9 protein-coding genes and 1 pseudogene are annotated in these 13,985 nt (G+C 69.5%); 4 read left to right on the top strand and 6 right to left on the bottom strand.

What is annotated here, in order from left to right:
• Positions 1 to 101: 101 nt before the first annotated feature.
• From J2739_RS07680 to J2739_RS07665, 4 genes are all read right to left on the bottom strand, one after another.
• On the bottom strand, positions 102 to 479 hold the full coding sequence (locus tag J2739_RS07680; protein ID WP_309900190.1) for a YXWGXW repeat-containing protein: 378 nt from the start codon (positions 477 to 479) through the stop codon (positions 102 to 104).
• 116 nt (positions 480 to 595) lie between these two features.
• A complete protein-coding gene (locus J2739_RS07675; RefSeq protein WP_309900188.1) occupies positions 596 to 1,888 on the bottom strand; it encodes an SGNH/GDSL hydrolase family protein in 1,293 nt (430 codons plus the stop codon).
• Positions 1,889 to 1,951: 63 nt separating this feature from the next.
• Positions 1,952 to 5,254 carry an acetyl-CoA carboxylase family protein gene (locus J2739_RS07670; protein ID WP_309900186.1) on the bottom strand — a complete coding sequence of 1,101 codons (3,303 nt, stop codon included), beginning with the start codon at positions 5,252 to 5,254 and terminating at the stop codon, positions 1,952 to 1,954.
• Between the two features lie 10 nt (positions 5,255 to 5,264).
• Complete coding sequence (locus tag J2739_RS07665; protein WP_405053858.1) at positions 5,265 to 6,878, bottom strand: AMP-binding protein; 1,614 nt, start codon at positions 6,876 to 6,878, stop codon at positions 5,265 to 5,267.
• Positions 6,879 to 6,961: 83 nt separating this feature from the next.
• Here J2739_RS07665 and J2739_RS07660 point away from each other — a divergent pair, with 83 nt between their 5' ends.
• The 3 genes from J2739_RS07660 to J2739_RS07650 all read left to right on the top strand — a co-directional run bounded on the left by J2739_RS07660 (position 6,962) and on the right by J2739_RS07650 (position 12,257).
• The gene (locus J2739_RS07660) at positions 6,962 to 7,633 is read left to right on the top strand and encodes a TetR/AcrR family transcriptional regulator (RefSeq protein ID WP_309900182.1); all 672 of its coding nucleotides are present in this window, start codon (positions 6,962 to 6,964) and stop codon (positions 7,631 to 7,633) included.
• A 51-nt stretch (positions 7,634 to 7,684) separates the two neighbouring features.
• Complete coding sequence (locus J2739_RS07655) at positions 7,685 to 8,938, top strand: branched-chain amino acid ABC transporter substrate-binding protein (RefSeq protein WP_309900180.1); 1,254 nt, start codon at positions 7,685 to 7,687, stop codon at positions 8,936 to 8,938.
• A 97-nt stretch (positions 8,939 to 9,035) separates the two neighbouring features.
• Positions 9,036 to 12,257, top strand: a complete 3,222-nt coding sequence (locus J2739_RS07650) for a bifunctional cytochrome P450/NADPH--P450 reductase (protein ID WP_309900178.1) — start codon at positions 9,036 to 9,038, stop codon at positions 12,255 to 12,257.
• Positions 12,258 to 12,497: 240 nt separating this feature from the next.
• Here the strand turns inward: J2739_RS07650 and J2739_RS07645 are convergent.
• Positions 12,498 to 12,704, bottom strand: a pseudogene (locus J2739_RS07645) (Rid family hydrolase); the annotation flags it as partial.
• A 131-nt stretch (positions 12,705 to 12,835) separates the two neighbouring features.
• Here J2739_RS07645 and J2739_RS07640 point away from each other — a divergent pair.
• Positions 12,836 to 13,159, top strand: coding sequence for a GYD domain-containing protein (locus J2739_RS07640; protein ID WP_309900176.1), 324 nt, complete (start codon positions 12,836 to 12,838; stop codon positions 13,157 to 13,159).
• 14 nt (positions 13,160 to 13,173) lie between these two features.
• Here the strand turns inward: J2739_RS07640 and J2739_RS07635 are convergent, their stop codons facing one another.
• On the bottom strand, positions 13,174 to 13,947 hold the full coding sequence (locus J2739_RS07635) for an esterase/lipase family protein (protein ID WP_309900174.1): 774 nt from the start codon (positions 13,945 to 13,947) through the stop codon (positions 13,174 to 13,176).
• Between the last annotated feature and the right edge of the window lie 38 nt (positions 13,948 to 13,985).

Here is a 13,985-nt window from a genome sequence, read left to right as displayed (position 1 = left end):
GCAGCGCTCGCGATGCCGCCGGTCTCCCGGCTTTTCTGGAAAGAAAAAGCCCGCCGACGTGGGGCGGGCTTTTTCAAGCGACTCACGGGCGAGTCCAAGGATCAGCTGCGGTTCGGATTGTCCGGCCGCCTGTCGTAGCGGTTGGGCACGCCGTCGTGGTCGCGGTCCCAGCGGCCGCGGTTGTACTCCCAGCGGCCGTCGCGCTCACGCCATTCCGGCGCGCGGTAGGCGTAGCCCGGCCGTGCGCGGACCCAGTTTCCGGCCACCCACACGTGGCGGCCGCGGTGCCACTCGTAGTGGCCCGGTGCCCACACATAGCCGCGGCGCGGCGGTGGCACGTGCTCGGAGCGCGGCGGGGGCGGCGGCGTCTGCACGATGACGGCGGGCTGCGCCTGCGCGGTGGTTGGAACCATGACGGCGGTACCCACCGACAGGAGTGACGCGGCGCCTACAGCAAAAGAGATCGCGAGTTTTTTCATGGGGATGCCCTCATGAGTGATTGGAGCCTTCATCCTCCCTGCGCCCTGTGAAGCCCTTGTAAGCCCGGCCCGAAGCTTTTTGTAAAGCGCTGTCGCTTTTTGTTGCCGCCCCGGGCCTACTCCTGCAGCTCGCGCAGGTCGACCGCATCGCCCATGGCGGCATAGCCCGCCGGGCCGGGATGCAGGTGATCGCCGCTGTCGTAGCGCGGGTCCATCGCGGCAGGATCGCCGGGATCGCGCAGCGCCTGGTCGAAATCCACCACGGCGTCGACGTCCTGGCGGCCCCGGATCCAGCGGTTCAGGGCCTGCCGCCGCAACTCCTTCTCCTCGCTCCAGTAGGCCGCGCCCTTGAAGGGCGTGATCGTGCCCAGCAGCACCTTCACGCCGCGGCCGCGCGCCTGCTCGATCAACTGCTGCAGGCTGGCGGCGAGCTGCTCGGCGCTGGCCGGCCTGAAGGCCGGCGACAGCCCCTGCATCGCAACCGGCAGGCTGACGCCGAGGTCGTTGATGCCGATCAGGATCAGCACATGCGTCACGCCGCTCTGCCCCAACGCGTCGCGCCTGAAGCGGTCGATGCCGCGCGGGCCCGTACCGTCCACGAGCAGCCGGTTGCCCCCGATGCCGGCATTGATCACCGAGAAGGCCCCATCGCCGCCGGGCTGCTCCCGCAGGCGCGCGGCCAGCCGGTCCGGATAACTCGCCGGCGGGGCCTCGGCGCTTCCCGTGCCCTGGGTGATCGAATCGCCGAAGGCCACCACCACGCGCGGCATGACCTGCATGGCAACGTCCAGCCCGGTCACGATGTGGTTGATGGGCGAAGGCTCGGCGCCAGGCCACTTCGCCCGCATCACGGCGGCGCCCGGCAGCATCACCGTCGCGCCCAGTGGATGCAAGGTGGCGAAGGGCGTGCCAGCCTCGACCTGGTAGCCCACGGCGACCCTCTGGCCGGGCTCCACTGCGAGCCGGGCGCCATCGCTCCAGGCCTCGCGGCCCGGCGCGATGGTGACGCCGGCGCGGCCGCCGAAACGCAAGCGTTGGAGGCTGTCCGGCGCAACCGCATCGGCACCGGCGGAGAGCCCCACGCTGGCATCGACGATGTGCAGCGGCTGATGCCCGAACAGGTTCGAGAAACGCACACGCACGCGCTCGCCTCCCAGGCCGGACACCATCTGCTGGCGCAAGCTCCGCCCATCGAAGTGCTGCGGCTTGGCGGGCAGCGAGGGCAGCCCCGGGAACAGCGGCGCCGGCATGTAGTCGAACGGCGCCGCGGCCCAGCTCGCAGCCCAGCCCGGCGACTCCGCGTGCTTCGGCTTGGCGCCAAGGCCCAGGGGCGTGACGCCCAGGAGACACAGGCCCGCGCAGCGCGCGAGCCCGGCCTGGGTGAAGCGTCGTCGTGAAACCAGGTTCATGCGCAAAGCGAGGCAGTTTACGCAAGCCCGGCCCGGCCATTGTCGGACGGAGGGCCGAAGGCGCTACCAGGTGTCGACGTAGGGCGTGGCAGGCCGCTGTGCCGCTGCAGCAGACGCGAGTCCGCGCACCAGCCAGGCGCGCGTGTCGGCGGGGTCGATCACCGCGTCGATTTCCAGCGTCTGCGCCATGTGGATTGCCTCGCCGTTCGCGTACTGCTGCGCGACCAGCTTCTTGAACAGGGCATCGCGCTCGGCCCCTTCGGCTGCGGCCTGGAGTTCCTTGCGGAAGCCCAGGCGCACCGCGCCCTCCAGCCCCATCGCGCCGAACTCGCCGGTCGGCCAGGCCACGGTGAAGACCGGGGCATCGAAGCCGCCGGCGGTCATCGCCTGCGCACCCAGGCCGTAGCCCTTGCGCAGCACCACCGCGAAGTACGGCACGCGCAGGTGCGAGGCCACCATGAACATGCGGCACACATGGCGCACCTGCGCCTGCGCCTCGATCTCGGGGCCGACCATGAAACCCGGCGTGTCGCACAGCGCGACCAGCGGCAGCCCATGCGCATTGCACAGCTGCATGAAGCGCGCGGCCTTGTCGGCCGCTTCGACGTCGATGGCGCCGCCGAGGTGATGCGGGTTGTTCGCCAACAGGCCGACGGCCCTGCCCTCGATGCGTGCCAGCGCGGTGACGATGCCGGCGCCGAAGCCCGCGCGCAGCTCGAGCAGGGAGCCGGTGTCGGCCACGCCGCGCATCGCGGCGCGCACGTCGTACACGCGCAGCCGGTTCTCGGGCACCGCATGGCGCAGCGCACGCGGATCGGCGCACTGCCATTCGTCCGTCGCACCCTGGAAGTACGAGAGGTACTGCTTCGCCGCCGCCACTGCCGCGGCTTCGTCCTTCACGAGGAGGTCGATCACGCCGTTGCGCGACTGCACACCGCTGGGCCCGATCTGCTCGGGCGCGAAAGTGCCGAGCCCGCCGCCTTCGATCATGGCGGGTCCGCTCATGCCGATGTTGCTGGCTTCGGTGGCGATGATCACGTCGGCGCAGCCCAGGAGCGCCGCATTGCCCGCGAAGCAGCGCCCGTGCGCGATGCCCACCACCGGCACCTGGCCCGAGAGCGCCGCAAACTGGCTGAAGGTGTGGTTGTTGAGGCCGGCGACGATCGGCATGTCGGTGTCGCCCGGCCGCCCGCCGCCCCCTTCGGCGAACAGCACCACCGGCAGCTTCAGCCGGTGCGCGATCCCCAGCATGCGGTCGGTCTTGTGGTGGTTGCGCATTCCCTGCGTGCCGGCGAGCACGGTGTAGTCGTAGGCCATCACCACGCAGCGCGACTTCTGGGGGCCGAACTGCCTGGCGTTGATGCTGCCGATGCCGGTCACCATGCCGTCGGCCGGCGTGTTGGCGATCAGGTCCTCCAGCGTGCGGCGGCGCGTCTGCGCGGCGATCGCCAGGGCACCGTATTCGCTGAAGTTGCCCGGGTCTGCGGCAAGGTCGCACAGGTCCGCGATGTTGGCGCGCGCCGTGCGGCCACCCTGCGCCTGCCGTTTCGCGACCGCGGCGCCGCGGTTCGCATCGAGCGTGAAGGCATGGCGGTCGATCACCTTTTGCAGATCGGGCCGGATCGCATCGAGGTCCTGCTCGCCTTTCGCTTCGGCGTGGACGTCCTGCGCCTCCATCGCCTCGAGCCGCAGCAGCGACTGGCCCTCGACCAGGTAGTCGCCCGGCGCGGCCAGCAGCGCGCTCACGCGGCCGGCGGCGGGGGCGTGCAGCAGGTGCTCCATCTTCATCGCCTCGAGCACGCCGAGCTGCGCGCCGGCGGGCAGCACATCGCCCACCTCGACCTCGAACTGCACCAGCCGCGCAGGCATCGGCGCCTTGACGACGAGCCCGGCCGCGTCTTCCTCCGGCGGCATGGCCTTCGGCTCGACCGCCGGCGGGTGCGCCGCCCGGGCCGCGGCCGCGTCGATGCGCGAAGCCGCGGCGAGCAAGTCCGAAAGATGCGCCTCGACGAAGCGCGTGTGCAGTTTCTGCGTCGCGAACTCGGGCCGCTCGGCGATTGCGCGCAGCAACGCGAGGTTGGTCTCGACGCCTTCGATGCGGCATTCCTCCAGCGCGCGCAGCGAGCGCCGCAGCACGTCGTCGAAGCGCGGCGAGGACGTGTGCACGATCACCTTGGCGAGCAGCGTGTCGTAGTGCGGCGAAGGCGCCAGGCCCGCGTAGCCATGGGTATCGACGCGCACGCCGGGTCCCGCCGGCAAGTCGAAGCGCGACAGGCTCCCGCTGGCCGGGCGTGCGTGGCCTTGCGCATCGAGCGTCTCGGCGTTGAGACGCCACTGCACGGCAAAGCCGCGCTGCGCGGCACAGCGGTCGGCGTCGATGCCGAGCGCTTCCAGCGATTGCCCCGCCGCGACGCCAATCTGCAGCTGCACCAGGTCGAGCCCCGTGACGGCCTCGGTGACCGTGTGCTCCACCTGCAGGCGCGGATTGGCCTCGATGAAGACGAAGGGCAGCCGCGTCGACGCCTCGTCCACCAGGAATTCGAAAGTGCCCAGGCTCCGGTAGCCCACGGCCTTTGCCATGCGCAGCGCCGCCTGCGTGAGCCGCTCGCGCAGCGCCGGCGGCAGCGAGGAGCTGGGCGCGATCTCGACCAGCTTCTGGAAGCGCCGCTGCAGCGTGCATTCGCGCTCGCCCAGGCTGGCGACCGAACGGCCGTCGCCCAGCACCTGGATCTCGATGTGGCGTGCGTTGCGCATCAGGCGCTCGACATACACGCCCTCGACGCCGAACGCGGCCTTGGCCTCTGACATGCAGCGCGCATGCGCTTCCGGCAGATCCGATGCCCGCAGCACGGCGCGCATGCCGCGGCCGCCACCGCCGCCGATGGCCTTGATCATGACGCCGGGGGCATCCTCCGCCAGCTGCGCCGCGAAGAAGGCCTGCGCCTCTGCGAGCGTCACCGCGCCGGCGCTGCCCGGCATCACCGGCACATCGCACTGCTGCGCCAGCGCGCGGGCGCGTGCCTTGTCGCCGAAGAGCGCGAGCTGATCCGGCGTGGGGCCGATGAAGCAGAGTCCCGCCTCGGCGCAGGCCTGTGCGAAATCAGCGCGCTCGCTCAGGAAGCCATAGCCGGGATGCACGGCATCGCAACCCTGGGCTTGCGCGATTGCGATCAGCGCAGCGCCGTCGAGGTAGGCCGCGGGCCCGGTCGCGGCCAGCGGCACGGCCGCGTCGGCCAGCTGCACATGCAGCGCAGCGGCGTCGTCCTTCGCATGCACGGCCACGCTCGCGATGCCCAGGTCGCGCAGCTCGCGCACCAGCCGCACCGCGATTTCGCCGCGGTTGGCCACGAGAATCTTCTTGAACAACGCGGGCCTTTCAGGGATGGTCTTTCAACAGCCGGCGCAACACCTTGCCGGCGCCGGTAGCAGGCAGCGTGTCGATGAAGCGCACCGTGCGCGGCGCCTTGTAAGGAGCCATGTTCTCGCGCGCCCAGGCCACCAGCGCCTCGGCCTCGAGCGCGGCACCGGGCTTGCGCACGATGAAGGCCTTGACCACCTCGCCCTTCTCCGCGTCGGGCTCCGCGATGACCGCGGCTTGTGCCACGGCGGGGTGCTTGGTGAGGATGGTCTCCACCTCCTCGGGGAACACGCTGTAGCCCGAGACCTTGATCATTTCCTTGAAGCGGCCGATGAAGCTCAGGTAGCCGTCGGCATCGAGCTTGCCCATGTCGCCGGTATGCACCCAGGCGCCGCGCAGGGTGGCGGCCGTCGCCTCGGGCTTGTTCCAGTAGCCCTTGAAGCTGCCGGGGCTCGCGAGCACGATCTCGCCGATCTCGCCCACCGGCCGGTCCGCACCCGTGTCGGGGTCGACGATGCGGATGGTGACACCCGGCACTGCGATGCCCTGCGTGCCCCAGCGCGGCGCGTGGTGCGGCGTGTAGGTGTCGCAGGTGTGGGTCTCGGACAGGCCGTACGCCGCCTCGAAGGAGGTGCAGTTCTTCGCGAAGCCGCGCCATTGCGCCGCCAACGGCTCGGTGAAGGTGATGCCGAAGCTGGTGACCGGGTTCATGCGCAGGCTGGACAGGTCGAAGTCCGCGACCCCCTCCACCTGCATGCAGGCCACGTTCATCGGCGCAATGCTGTACCACCAGCTGACGCGGTAGCGCTCGATGGCCTGCAGCACCGCGCGCGGCTCGAAGCGGTGCAGCAGCACCGAGGTCGCGCCGGTGAGCACCGGCACGTTCACGCCCATCAGCATGCCGGCGATGTGGTAGAGCGGCGCGACCGACAGCAGCACATCGCCGCCCGCGACGCCGTTGCAGTCGGCCGCGGCGCGCGTCTTGAAGAGCGCATTGCCGTAGCTCAGCATCGCGCCCTTGGGCAGACCGGTGGTGCCGGAGGTGTAGGTCATCAGGGCGACGTCATCCATCGAGAGCGCGACCGGCGCCGGGCGCTCGCCGCTCTTGATGACGGCCAGGAAATCCTCACAGCCGGTGGGCACGCTGCGCGGCTCGTCGCGCGCCGCTGCCAGGTCGGCGGGCAGGTCCAGCGTGGGCGCCTGCGGCAGCAGGTCGGCGTAGTGCACCACGAAGACGTGCTGCAGCGCGCTCCGGGCACGCACCTTGTCGACGACCGGCAGCAGCGAGGAGGCCGCGACGATCACGCGCGCCTTCAGGTCGTCGACCTGGTAGGCCAGCTCGTGCTCCTTGTTGAGCGGGCTGCTGGGGCACACGATCGCGCCGATCTTCTGGATGCCGTAGTGCGCCGCCAGGTACTGCGGGCAGTTGTTGAGAAAGAGCACCACCGGGTCGCCCTTCTTCACGCCGGCGGCCTGCAGCCGCGCCGCGAAGGCATCGCTGGCGGCATCGAGTTCGGCATAGCTCATCGCATGGCCGTACCAGATGCAGGCAGGATGCCCGCCGCGCTCGCGCGCATGCGTGCGCAGGTACTCGTGCAGGGGTTGAACAGGGCGATCGGGAAGCGCGGTGATTGTCTCCATGGCGTCACTCTCACAGGGTTATCGATAGGGTTGGCCGCTTGCCATGGCCGCATGGTGCTCCAACAATCCTACCGATGGGTATAACCTCGGCGACACCGCACAAACCCTCTGAGCGCACCGACCTGCCCCAGGGCACCGGCCGCCAGCGCGCCGCCACCGCGGGGACCGACGTGCAGCGCGAACGCATCCTGCAGGCAGCCGCGCAGCTGTTCGCGGCGCAGGGCTATGCCAATACGACGATGGCGCAGATCGTGCGCGCGCTCGACGTCACCAAGCCCTTCGTCTACTACTACTTCCGCGACAAGCAGGAGATCTTCGAGACGCTCTCGTGGCAGCCCGCGGTCGACTGCTTCACCTCGCTGGACTTCGCCGAGGGCGATCCGCGGCCCGCGGTCGACAAGGTCAAGGAAGGCATCGAGCGCCTGATCCGTGCCACGGTGGCCCACCACCCGTGCGCCTTCTTCCCCTATCGCGAGCCGCAGGTCTACCGGCCCGAGTACATCGCCGCGCAGAAGAAGCTGGCGCACCATTTCTACGACCGGCTCTGCCCCCTGCTCGAGGAGGCGCGGCGCGACGGGGACCTGCATTTCCGCGAAACCAAGATCACCGCATTGGCCGCGCTCAGCCTGCCGGGCTTTCTCTACAGCTGGTACCGGCCCGACGGCAGGCTCTCGCCCGACGAGGTGGTGGCCGAACTGGCGCAGCTCGCGTGGCGCGTGCTGGGCCTGCGCGATCGGGGCGGCTGAGCGGCTGCCCTGCGCCCTTCCCTTTCGTTCCACCCCTTCCGGAGACAAGCGATGAAGCCCTCTTTCGCCTTCGCGCCGCTGGCCGCGGCCATGCTGCTCGCGGCCGGCGCGGCCCAGGCCCAGCAGACCTACAAGATCGCCTACATCGACCCGCTCTCGGGTCCCTTCGCCAACGTCGGCGAGCTGATGCTGACGCACACGCAGTATGCGATCGAGGACATCAACGCCAAGGGCGGCGTGCTCGGCGGCACGAAGCTGCAGCTGCTGCAGTTCGACAGCAAGCTCTCGGCGCAGGAGAGCCAGAGTGCGCTGCAGGCCGCGATCGACCAGGGCGCGCAGGCGATCGTCACCGGCGGCTCCGGCTCCTCCGTGGTGACGGCGCTGGTGCAGTCGGTCAACCGGTGGAACCAGCGCAACCCGGGCAAGGAACTGATCGTGCTCAACCACTCCTCGATCGACCCCGAAATGACCGGCAAGGGCTGCAGCTTCTGGCACTTCCAGACCGAGGCCAACACGGCGATGAAGATGAAGGCCCTGGCCAACTACATCAAGAAGACGCCGGACATCAAGAAGATCTTCCTGCTCAACCAGGACTATGCGCACGGCAGGCAATGGGCGAACTACGGCCGCCAGCTCGTGGGCCTGGCACGGCCTGATGTGCAGTTCGTCGGCGAGACGCTGCACCCGATCGGCCGCGTGAAGGACTTCGCGCCCTACATCGCGAACGTCAAGCAGGCCGGTGCCGATACGGTGATCACCGGCAACTGGGGCCAGGACATGACGCTGCTGCTGAAGGCCGCGGGCGATGCCGGGTACAACCTGCGCTACTTCAATCACAGCGCCGGCTCGGTGCCGGGCACGGTGCTGGCGGTGTCGCAGGCCAAGCTGGGTCAGCTGACCTGGGTGGCCGAATGGCATCCGGGCGAGGCTGGCGTGCCCAGGGCCGACGCGCTGGCCAAGGCTTACAAGGCCAAGACCGGCAAGGACTTCCTCGCGCCGCGCATCGAGTTCACGCCCCGCCTGCTGTCCGCGGCGATCGACAAGGCCGGCAGCACCGACGCCACCAAGGTGGCGCGCGCGATGGAAGACCTGAGCTTTGATTCGGTGGTCGGCCCCGTTCGCATGCGCGCCGAGGACCACCAGCTGCTGCTGCCGCAGGTGGTCAACACCATCGCGCCGGTGGACGGCAAGGCGGTCAAGGTGGGCTGGGAAGGCACGAACTACGGCTTCCGCACCGACGCGGTCTACACCGGCAACGAGCTGGCGCAGGGGACGGAATGCAAGATGGTGCGGCCTGCCTCCTGATGCCCCGCGCTAAGGGATAGCCCTGCCTGCCGCGCGGGGCGGCATCGGGATACTGCGAGGTCGCTCGCAAAGGGCGGACCGGAGGTCGAAGAACACCATGGCAGGCAAGAATCCGCTCTACCCGATCCCGCACCCCGCGAGGAAACCCTTCGTCGGCAACCTCCTGTCGATCGGCTCCGAGTCGCCGGTGCTCGACATGTGGAAGATCGCGCAGGAGCTAGGCGCCATCTACTGGCTCGACATGCCGGGCATGCCGGTGATCGTGGTCTCGTCAGCCGCGCTGGTCGACGAGCTGTGCGACGAAAAGCGCTTCGACAAGAGCACCAAGGGCACGCTGCGCCGGCTGCGCGCGCTCTCGCACGGGCTGTTCACCTCCGACACGCACGAGTCGACCTGGTCGAAGCCGCACAACATCCTGCTGGCCAACTTCAGCCAGCGCGCGATGCAGGCCTACCACCCGATGATGCTGGACATCGCCGAGCAGCTGGTGACCAAGTGGGAGCGCTTGAACTTCGACGAGGAAGTGGACGTGGTGCGCGACATGACCGCGCTCACGCTCGACACCATCGGTCTGTGCGGCTTCGGCTACCGCTTCAACTCCTTCTACCGCGAGGGCTTCCATCCCTTCGTCGACGCGATGGTGCGCACGCTGGAGACGGTGCAGAACCGGCGCGGCATCCCGCTCGAGGCGCTGATGCTCAAGAAGCAGCTGGCCCAGCAGCGCAAGGACATCCGCTTCATGCACAAGATGGTGGAGGACATCATCCAGGAGCGGCGCCAGAGCGGGGCCGACATCGGGGCCAAGCCGGACCTGCTGAGCTACATGATCGCGGGCGTGGACAAGAAGACCGGCGAGCGCCTGGACGACCGGCAGATCCGCGACGAGTGCATCGAGTTCCTGATCGCGGGCCACGAGACCACCAGCGGCCTGCTGTCCTTCGCGCTCTACTTCCTGCTGAACAACCCGGACGCCATGGCCAGGGCCCAGGCCGAGGTGGACCATGTGTTCGGCTCCGATCCGACGGTGAAGCCCACCTACGCGCAGGTCAACCGGCTCGTCTACGTGCTTCAGGTGCTCAAGGAATCGCTGCGCATGTTCCCGACCGCGCCGGCCATCGCGATGGCCGCGAAGGAAGACACCACCATCGGCGGCCAGTACACCATCAAGAAGCGCAACATGGTGATCATGCATGCGCTCGCGCTGCACCGCGACAAGACGGTGTGGGGCGAGGACGCCGACCGCTTCAACCCCGACCACTTCAGCCGCGAGGCCGAGCGCGAACGCCCCGCCAACGCCTTCAAGCCTTTCGGCAACGGGCAGCGCGCCTGCATCGGGCGCCAGTTTGCGCTGCAGGAGGCGGTGCTCACGCTGGGCATGATCCTGCAGCGTTTCGACCTGGTCGACCACACGGGCTACAAGCTGAAGATCCGCGAGGCCCTCACGATCAAGCCGGAGGGCTTCAAGATCCGGGCGGTGCCGCGCGATCCGGCCACTCGCCCGCGCAGCGACGCCGCCCTGGCCGTGCAACCCGTGGCGACTGCGACCGAGCGCCCTGTCGCAAGGCCGCAGGCCGCGCGCCATGGCACGCCGCTGCTGGTGCTGCAGGGCTCCAACCTGGGAAGTGCCGAAGACCTGGCGCGCCAGCTGGCCGAGGCCGGCGAGATGCGCGGCTTCTCGACCCAGCTCGCCTCCCTGGACGACTATGCCGAGCGCCTGCCCGCAGAAGGCGCGGTGGCGATCGTCTGCGCCTCCTACAACGGCATGGCGCCCGACAACGCGGCCGAGTTCCACCGCTGGCTGGACCAGGCCGACGATGCGCTCAAGGGCGTGCGCTTCAGCGTCTTCGGCTGCGGCAACACCGATTGGGCCTCCACCTACCAGGCCGTGCCGCGGCGCATCGACGAGCGCCTGGCAGCGCTGGGCGCCACGCGCGTCCACACGCGCGGCGAAGGCGATGCGCGCGAGGACATGGACGGCGCCTTCCAGGACTGGAGCGACGCACTGTGGCCGCAGCTCGCCAAGGCCTTCGCTCTGAAGGCCACCGATTCGGCGCCGTTGCAGATCGAGCCGCTCTACACGCTGGAGGAGATGCCGCCGCCGCAGAAGAACGCGCTGGTGGATGCGCTCGGCGCAGTGGGCATGCGCATCCTGCAGAACCGCGAGCTGCAGAACGGCGGCGACCTTGTCGGCAACGACCGTTCCACCCGCCACGTCGAGTTGCAGCTGCCCGAAGGCGTGCGCTACCGCGCCGGCGACCACCTGAGCGTGGTGCCGCGCAATGGCGCCGCGCAGGTGGAGCGCGCCATGGCGCGCTTTCGCTTCGAACGCCAGGCCCATGTGCGGCTGCAGGCGGCGCCGGGACGCAAGGCCGCGCTGCCGGTGAACGAGGTGATCGCGGTCGACCGGCTGCTCGCCGACTATGTCGAGCTGCAGGACGTGGCCACGCGCAAGCAGATCGCGCAGCTCGCGGCCCATACGCCATGCCCCGCCACGCGGCCCAGGCTGGAAGCGCTGTCGAGCGCCGATGAAGCCTCCATGGGGCTCTACAAGAGCGAGGTGCTGCAGAAGCGCAAGTCGGTGCTGGACCTGCTCGACGAGTTTCCCGCGAGCCAGCCGCCCTTTGCCGCGTTCCTGGAGATGCTGTCGCCGCTGTCGCTGCGCTATTACTCGATCTCGTCCTCGCCGCGTGTCGACGAATCGCGCTGCAGCATCACCGTGGGCGTGGTGGCGGGCCCGGCGCGCTCGGGCTTCGGGCAATTCGAGGGCGTGTGCTCCAGCTACCTGGCGCGCGCCGAGGCCGGCGAACTGGTGCACGGCGTGGTGCGCGAGACCACGGCCGAGGGCTTCCGCCTGCCCGATGATCCGCAACGCCCGGTGATCATGGTCGGGCCGGGCACCGGGCTCGCCCCCTTCCGCGGTTTCCTGCAGGAACGCGAGGCGCGGATCGACGCGGGCGAAACGCTCGGCGAGGCCCTGCTCTTCTTCGGCTGCCGGCACCCGGAGCAGGACTTCATCTACAGGGACGAGTTGCAGGCCTGGGCCGGGCGCGGCGTGTTGCGGCTCTTCACCGCCTTCTCGCGCGCCGGCGAGCGCAAGGTCTATGTGCAGGACCGCATCCGCGAGCAGGCCGCCGAGGTCTGGCGGCTGCTGGACCGGGACGCGATCGTCTACGTGTGCGGCGACGGCTCGCGCATGGAGCCCGATGTGCGGCGCGCGCTGTCGGACATCGCACGCGAGCATGGGCAGGACGGCGAGGCCTGGCTGGAACGCATGATCGCCGACAAGCGCTACGTGCTGGACGTTTGGGCGGGCAACTGAGACGACCCGATTCCCCGGAGCCCTCGCGGAGATCGGCGTCCGGGACACAACCGGGCGCGCCTCGATGCGAATCAACCGCGCTTGCGCGCCGTGACCTCGATCTCGATGCGCATGCGCGGATCGGCGAGGCCCGCGGAGATCATCATCGCTGCCGGCCTGCACTCGCCTCCGCAGCACGGGCCAGCAGGGCGGGAAGTCCCCCGCCTCCGGCAGTACGTAGTTGACCCGCACCACGTCCGCGAAGGAGGCGCCGGCCTCGGCCAGCGCCGCGCCGATGTTGCGCAGGCACTGCTCGGCCTGTTCGACGATGCCCTCGGGAATGGTCATGGTCGCGTAGTCGAAGCCGGTGGTGCCGGAGACGAACACCCAGTCGCCGTCCACCACCGCCCGCGAATAGCCGATCTCCTGCTCGAAGGTGGAGCCGGAGCTGATGAGTCTGCGTGTCATGGGGGTTGCTCGAAGTTCGGAGATCGGGGATTTTCCCGCGCAGGAAAGGCGCTTGCGTTCGTCGCTTGAATTCGCGTTGCCACGGCCTAGGATGGCATGGCGGATCTTCCGCTTCACACCGAGGAGACATCATGTCTTTCTACTTGGTTCAAGCGTCCTACGACACGAGCGCCACGGCCAGCCTGATCAAGAACCCGCAGGACCGCGCCGCCGCTGTCGCACCGGTGTTCGAAAGTACCGGCGGCAAGCTGCACGGGCTGTGGCTGTCATTCGGCGACTACGACGTGGTGGCGATCGCTGAGTTGCCGGACAACGCGAGCGCCGCCGCCATCTCGATGGCGATCGGCGCGAGCGGCGCCTTGCGCACCTTCAAGACGACGCCCCTGCTCACGCCGAGCGAGGCGATGGAGGCAATGAAAAAAGCGGCGAAGGTCAAGTACCAGCCGCCGAAGTAGCGCGGGCGCCGCGCCTACGCCGGCCGCGTGGGATCCGGATAGACCAGCGGCCCCCATAGCCTGCGATCGAAGGGCTTCCACTGCCCCTCCGGCTGCCCCAGCCGGTCCGCCAGCGCATAGAGCACGGCCGGATGGGCGCCCAGCCCCAGATGGCTGGCGATCACCTCGATGTTCTCGGACTGCGGCCCGGGCGCCTCCACGCTGCAGCGCCAGGCGACCACGCCGTCACTGCGGCTGAAGATCGACGTGGTCGGCACCGGCGGCGTGGGGCGCGCATGCTTCATGCGCCGCGGGTCCTCCGCGCTCTGGCCGCTCACGCCTTCGTAGACGCGCCATGCGTGGGTGGCGCGGGCGCTGCCGGTGAAAGGGCTGCCCAGGGTGACCACGCTGCGCACCCATTGCGGATGGCGCGTGGCGAGCAGGCGCGCATAGACGCCGCCCAGGCTCCAGCCGACCAGGCTGACCTTGCGGCCGGTCCCGGCATGCAGGGCTTCGAGCTTGGCGACCATGCCGTCCTCGATGCCCTCGCGCGGGCCGAGGTTGCGTCCCAGGCCCCAGCCATGGGCGTCGTAGCCGCGTCCTTGCAGGTAGCGCCGCAAGAGCTTGGTCGACAAGTCGCTGGCCACCAGGCCGGGCAGGACCAGCACGGGGTGGCCGTCGCCACGCGGCGTGAGTTGCAGCAACGGCCACAGGGCCAGGGCCGCGCCGGCCTCCCAGAGGGCACGCCCTTCCGCCAGCAGCAACAGGCGCGAAGGCGGATCGACGTGGTCGTGGGTGGCTGCCATCATGAATAGCTCCTTTGTCGTTCTGCTTGACTGCGCGTGCC

Source organism: Variovorax soli (assembly GCF_031454625.1).
In the GTDB taxonomy this organism is placed as follows: domain Bacteria; phylum Pseudomonadota; class Gammaproteobacteria; order Burkholderiales; family Burkholderiaceae_C; genus Variovorax; species Variovorax soli_A.
This window is presented reverse-complemented; position numbering and strand designations above follow the sequence as displayed.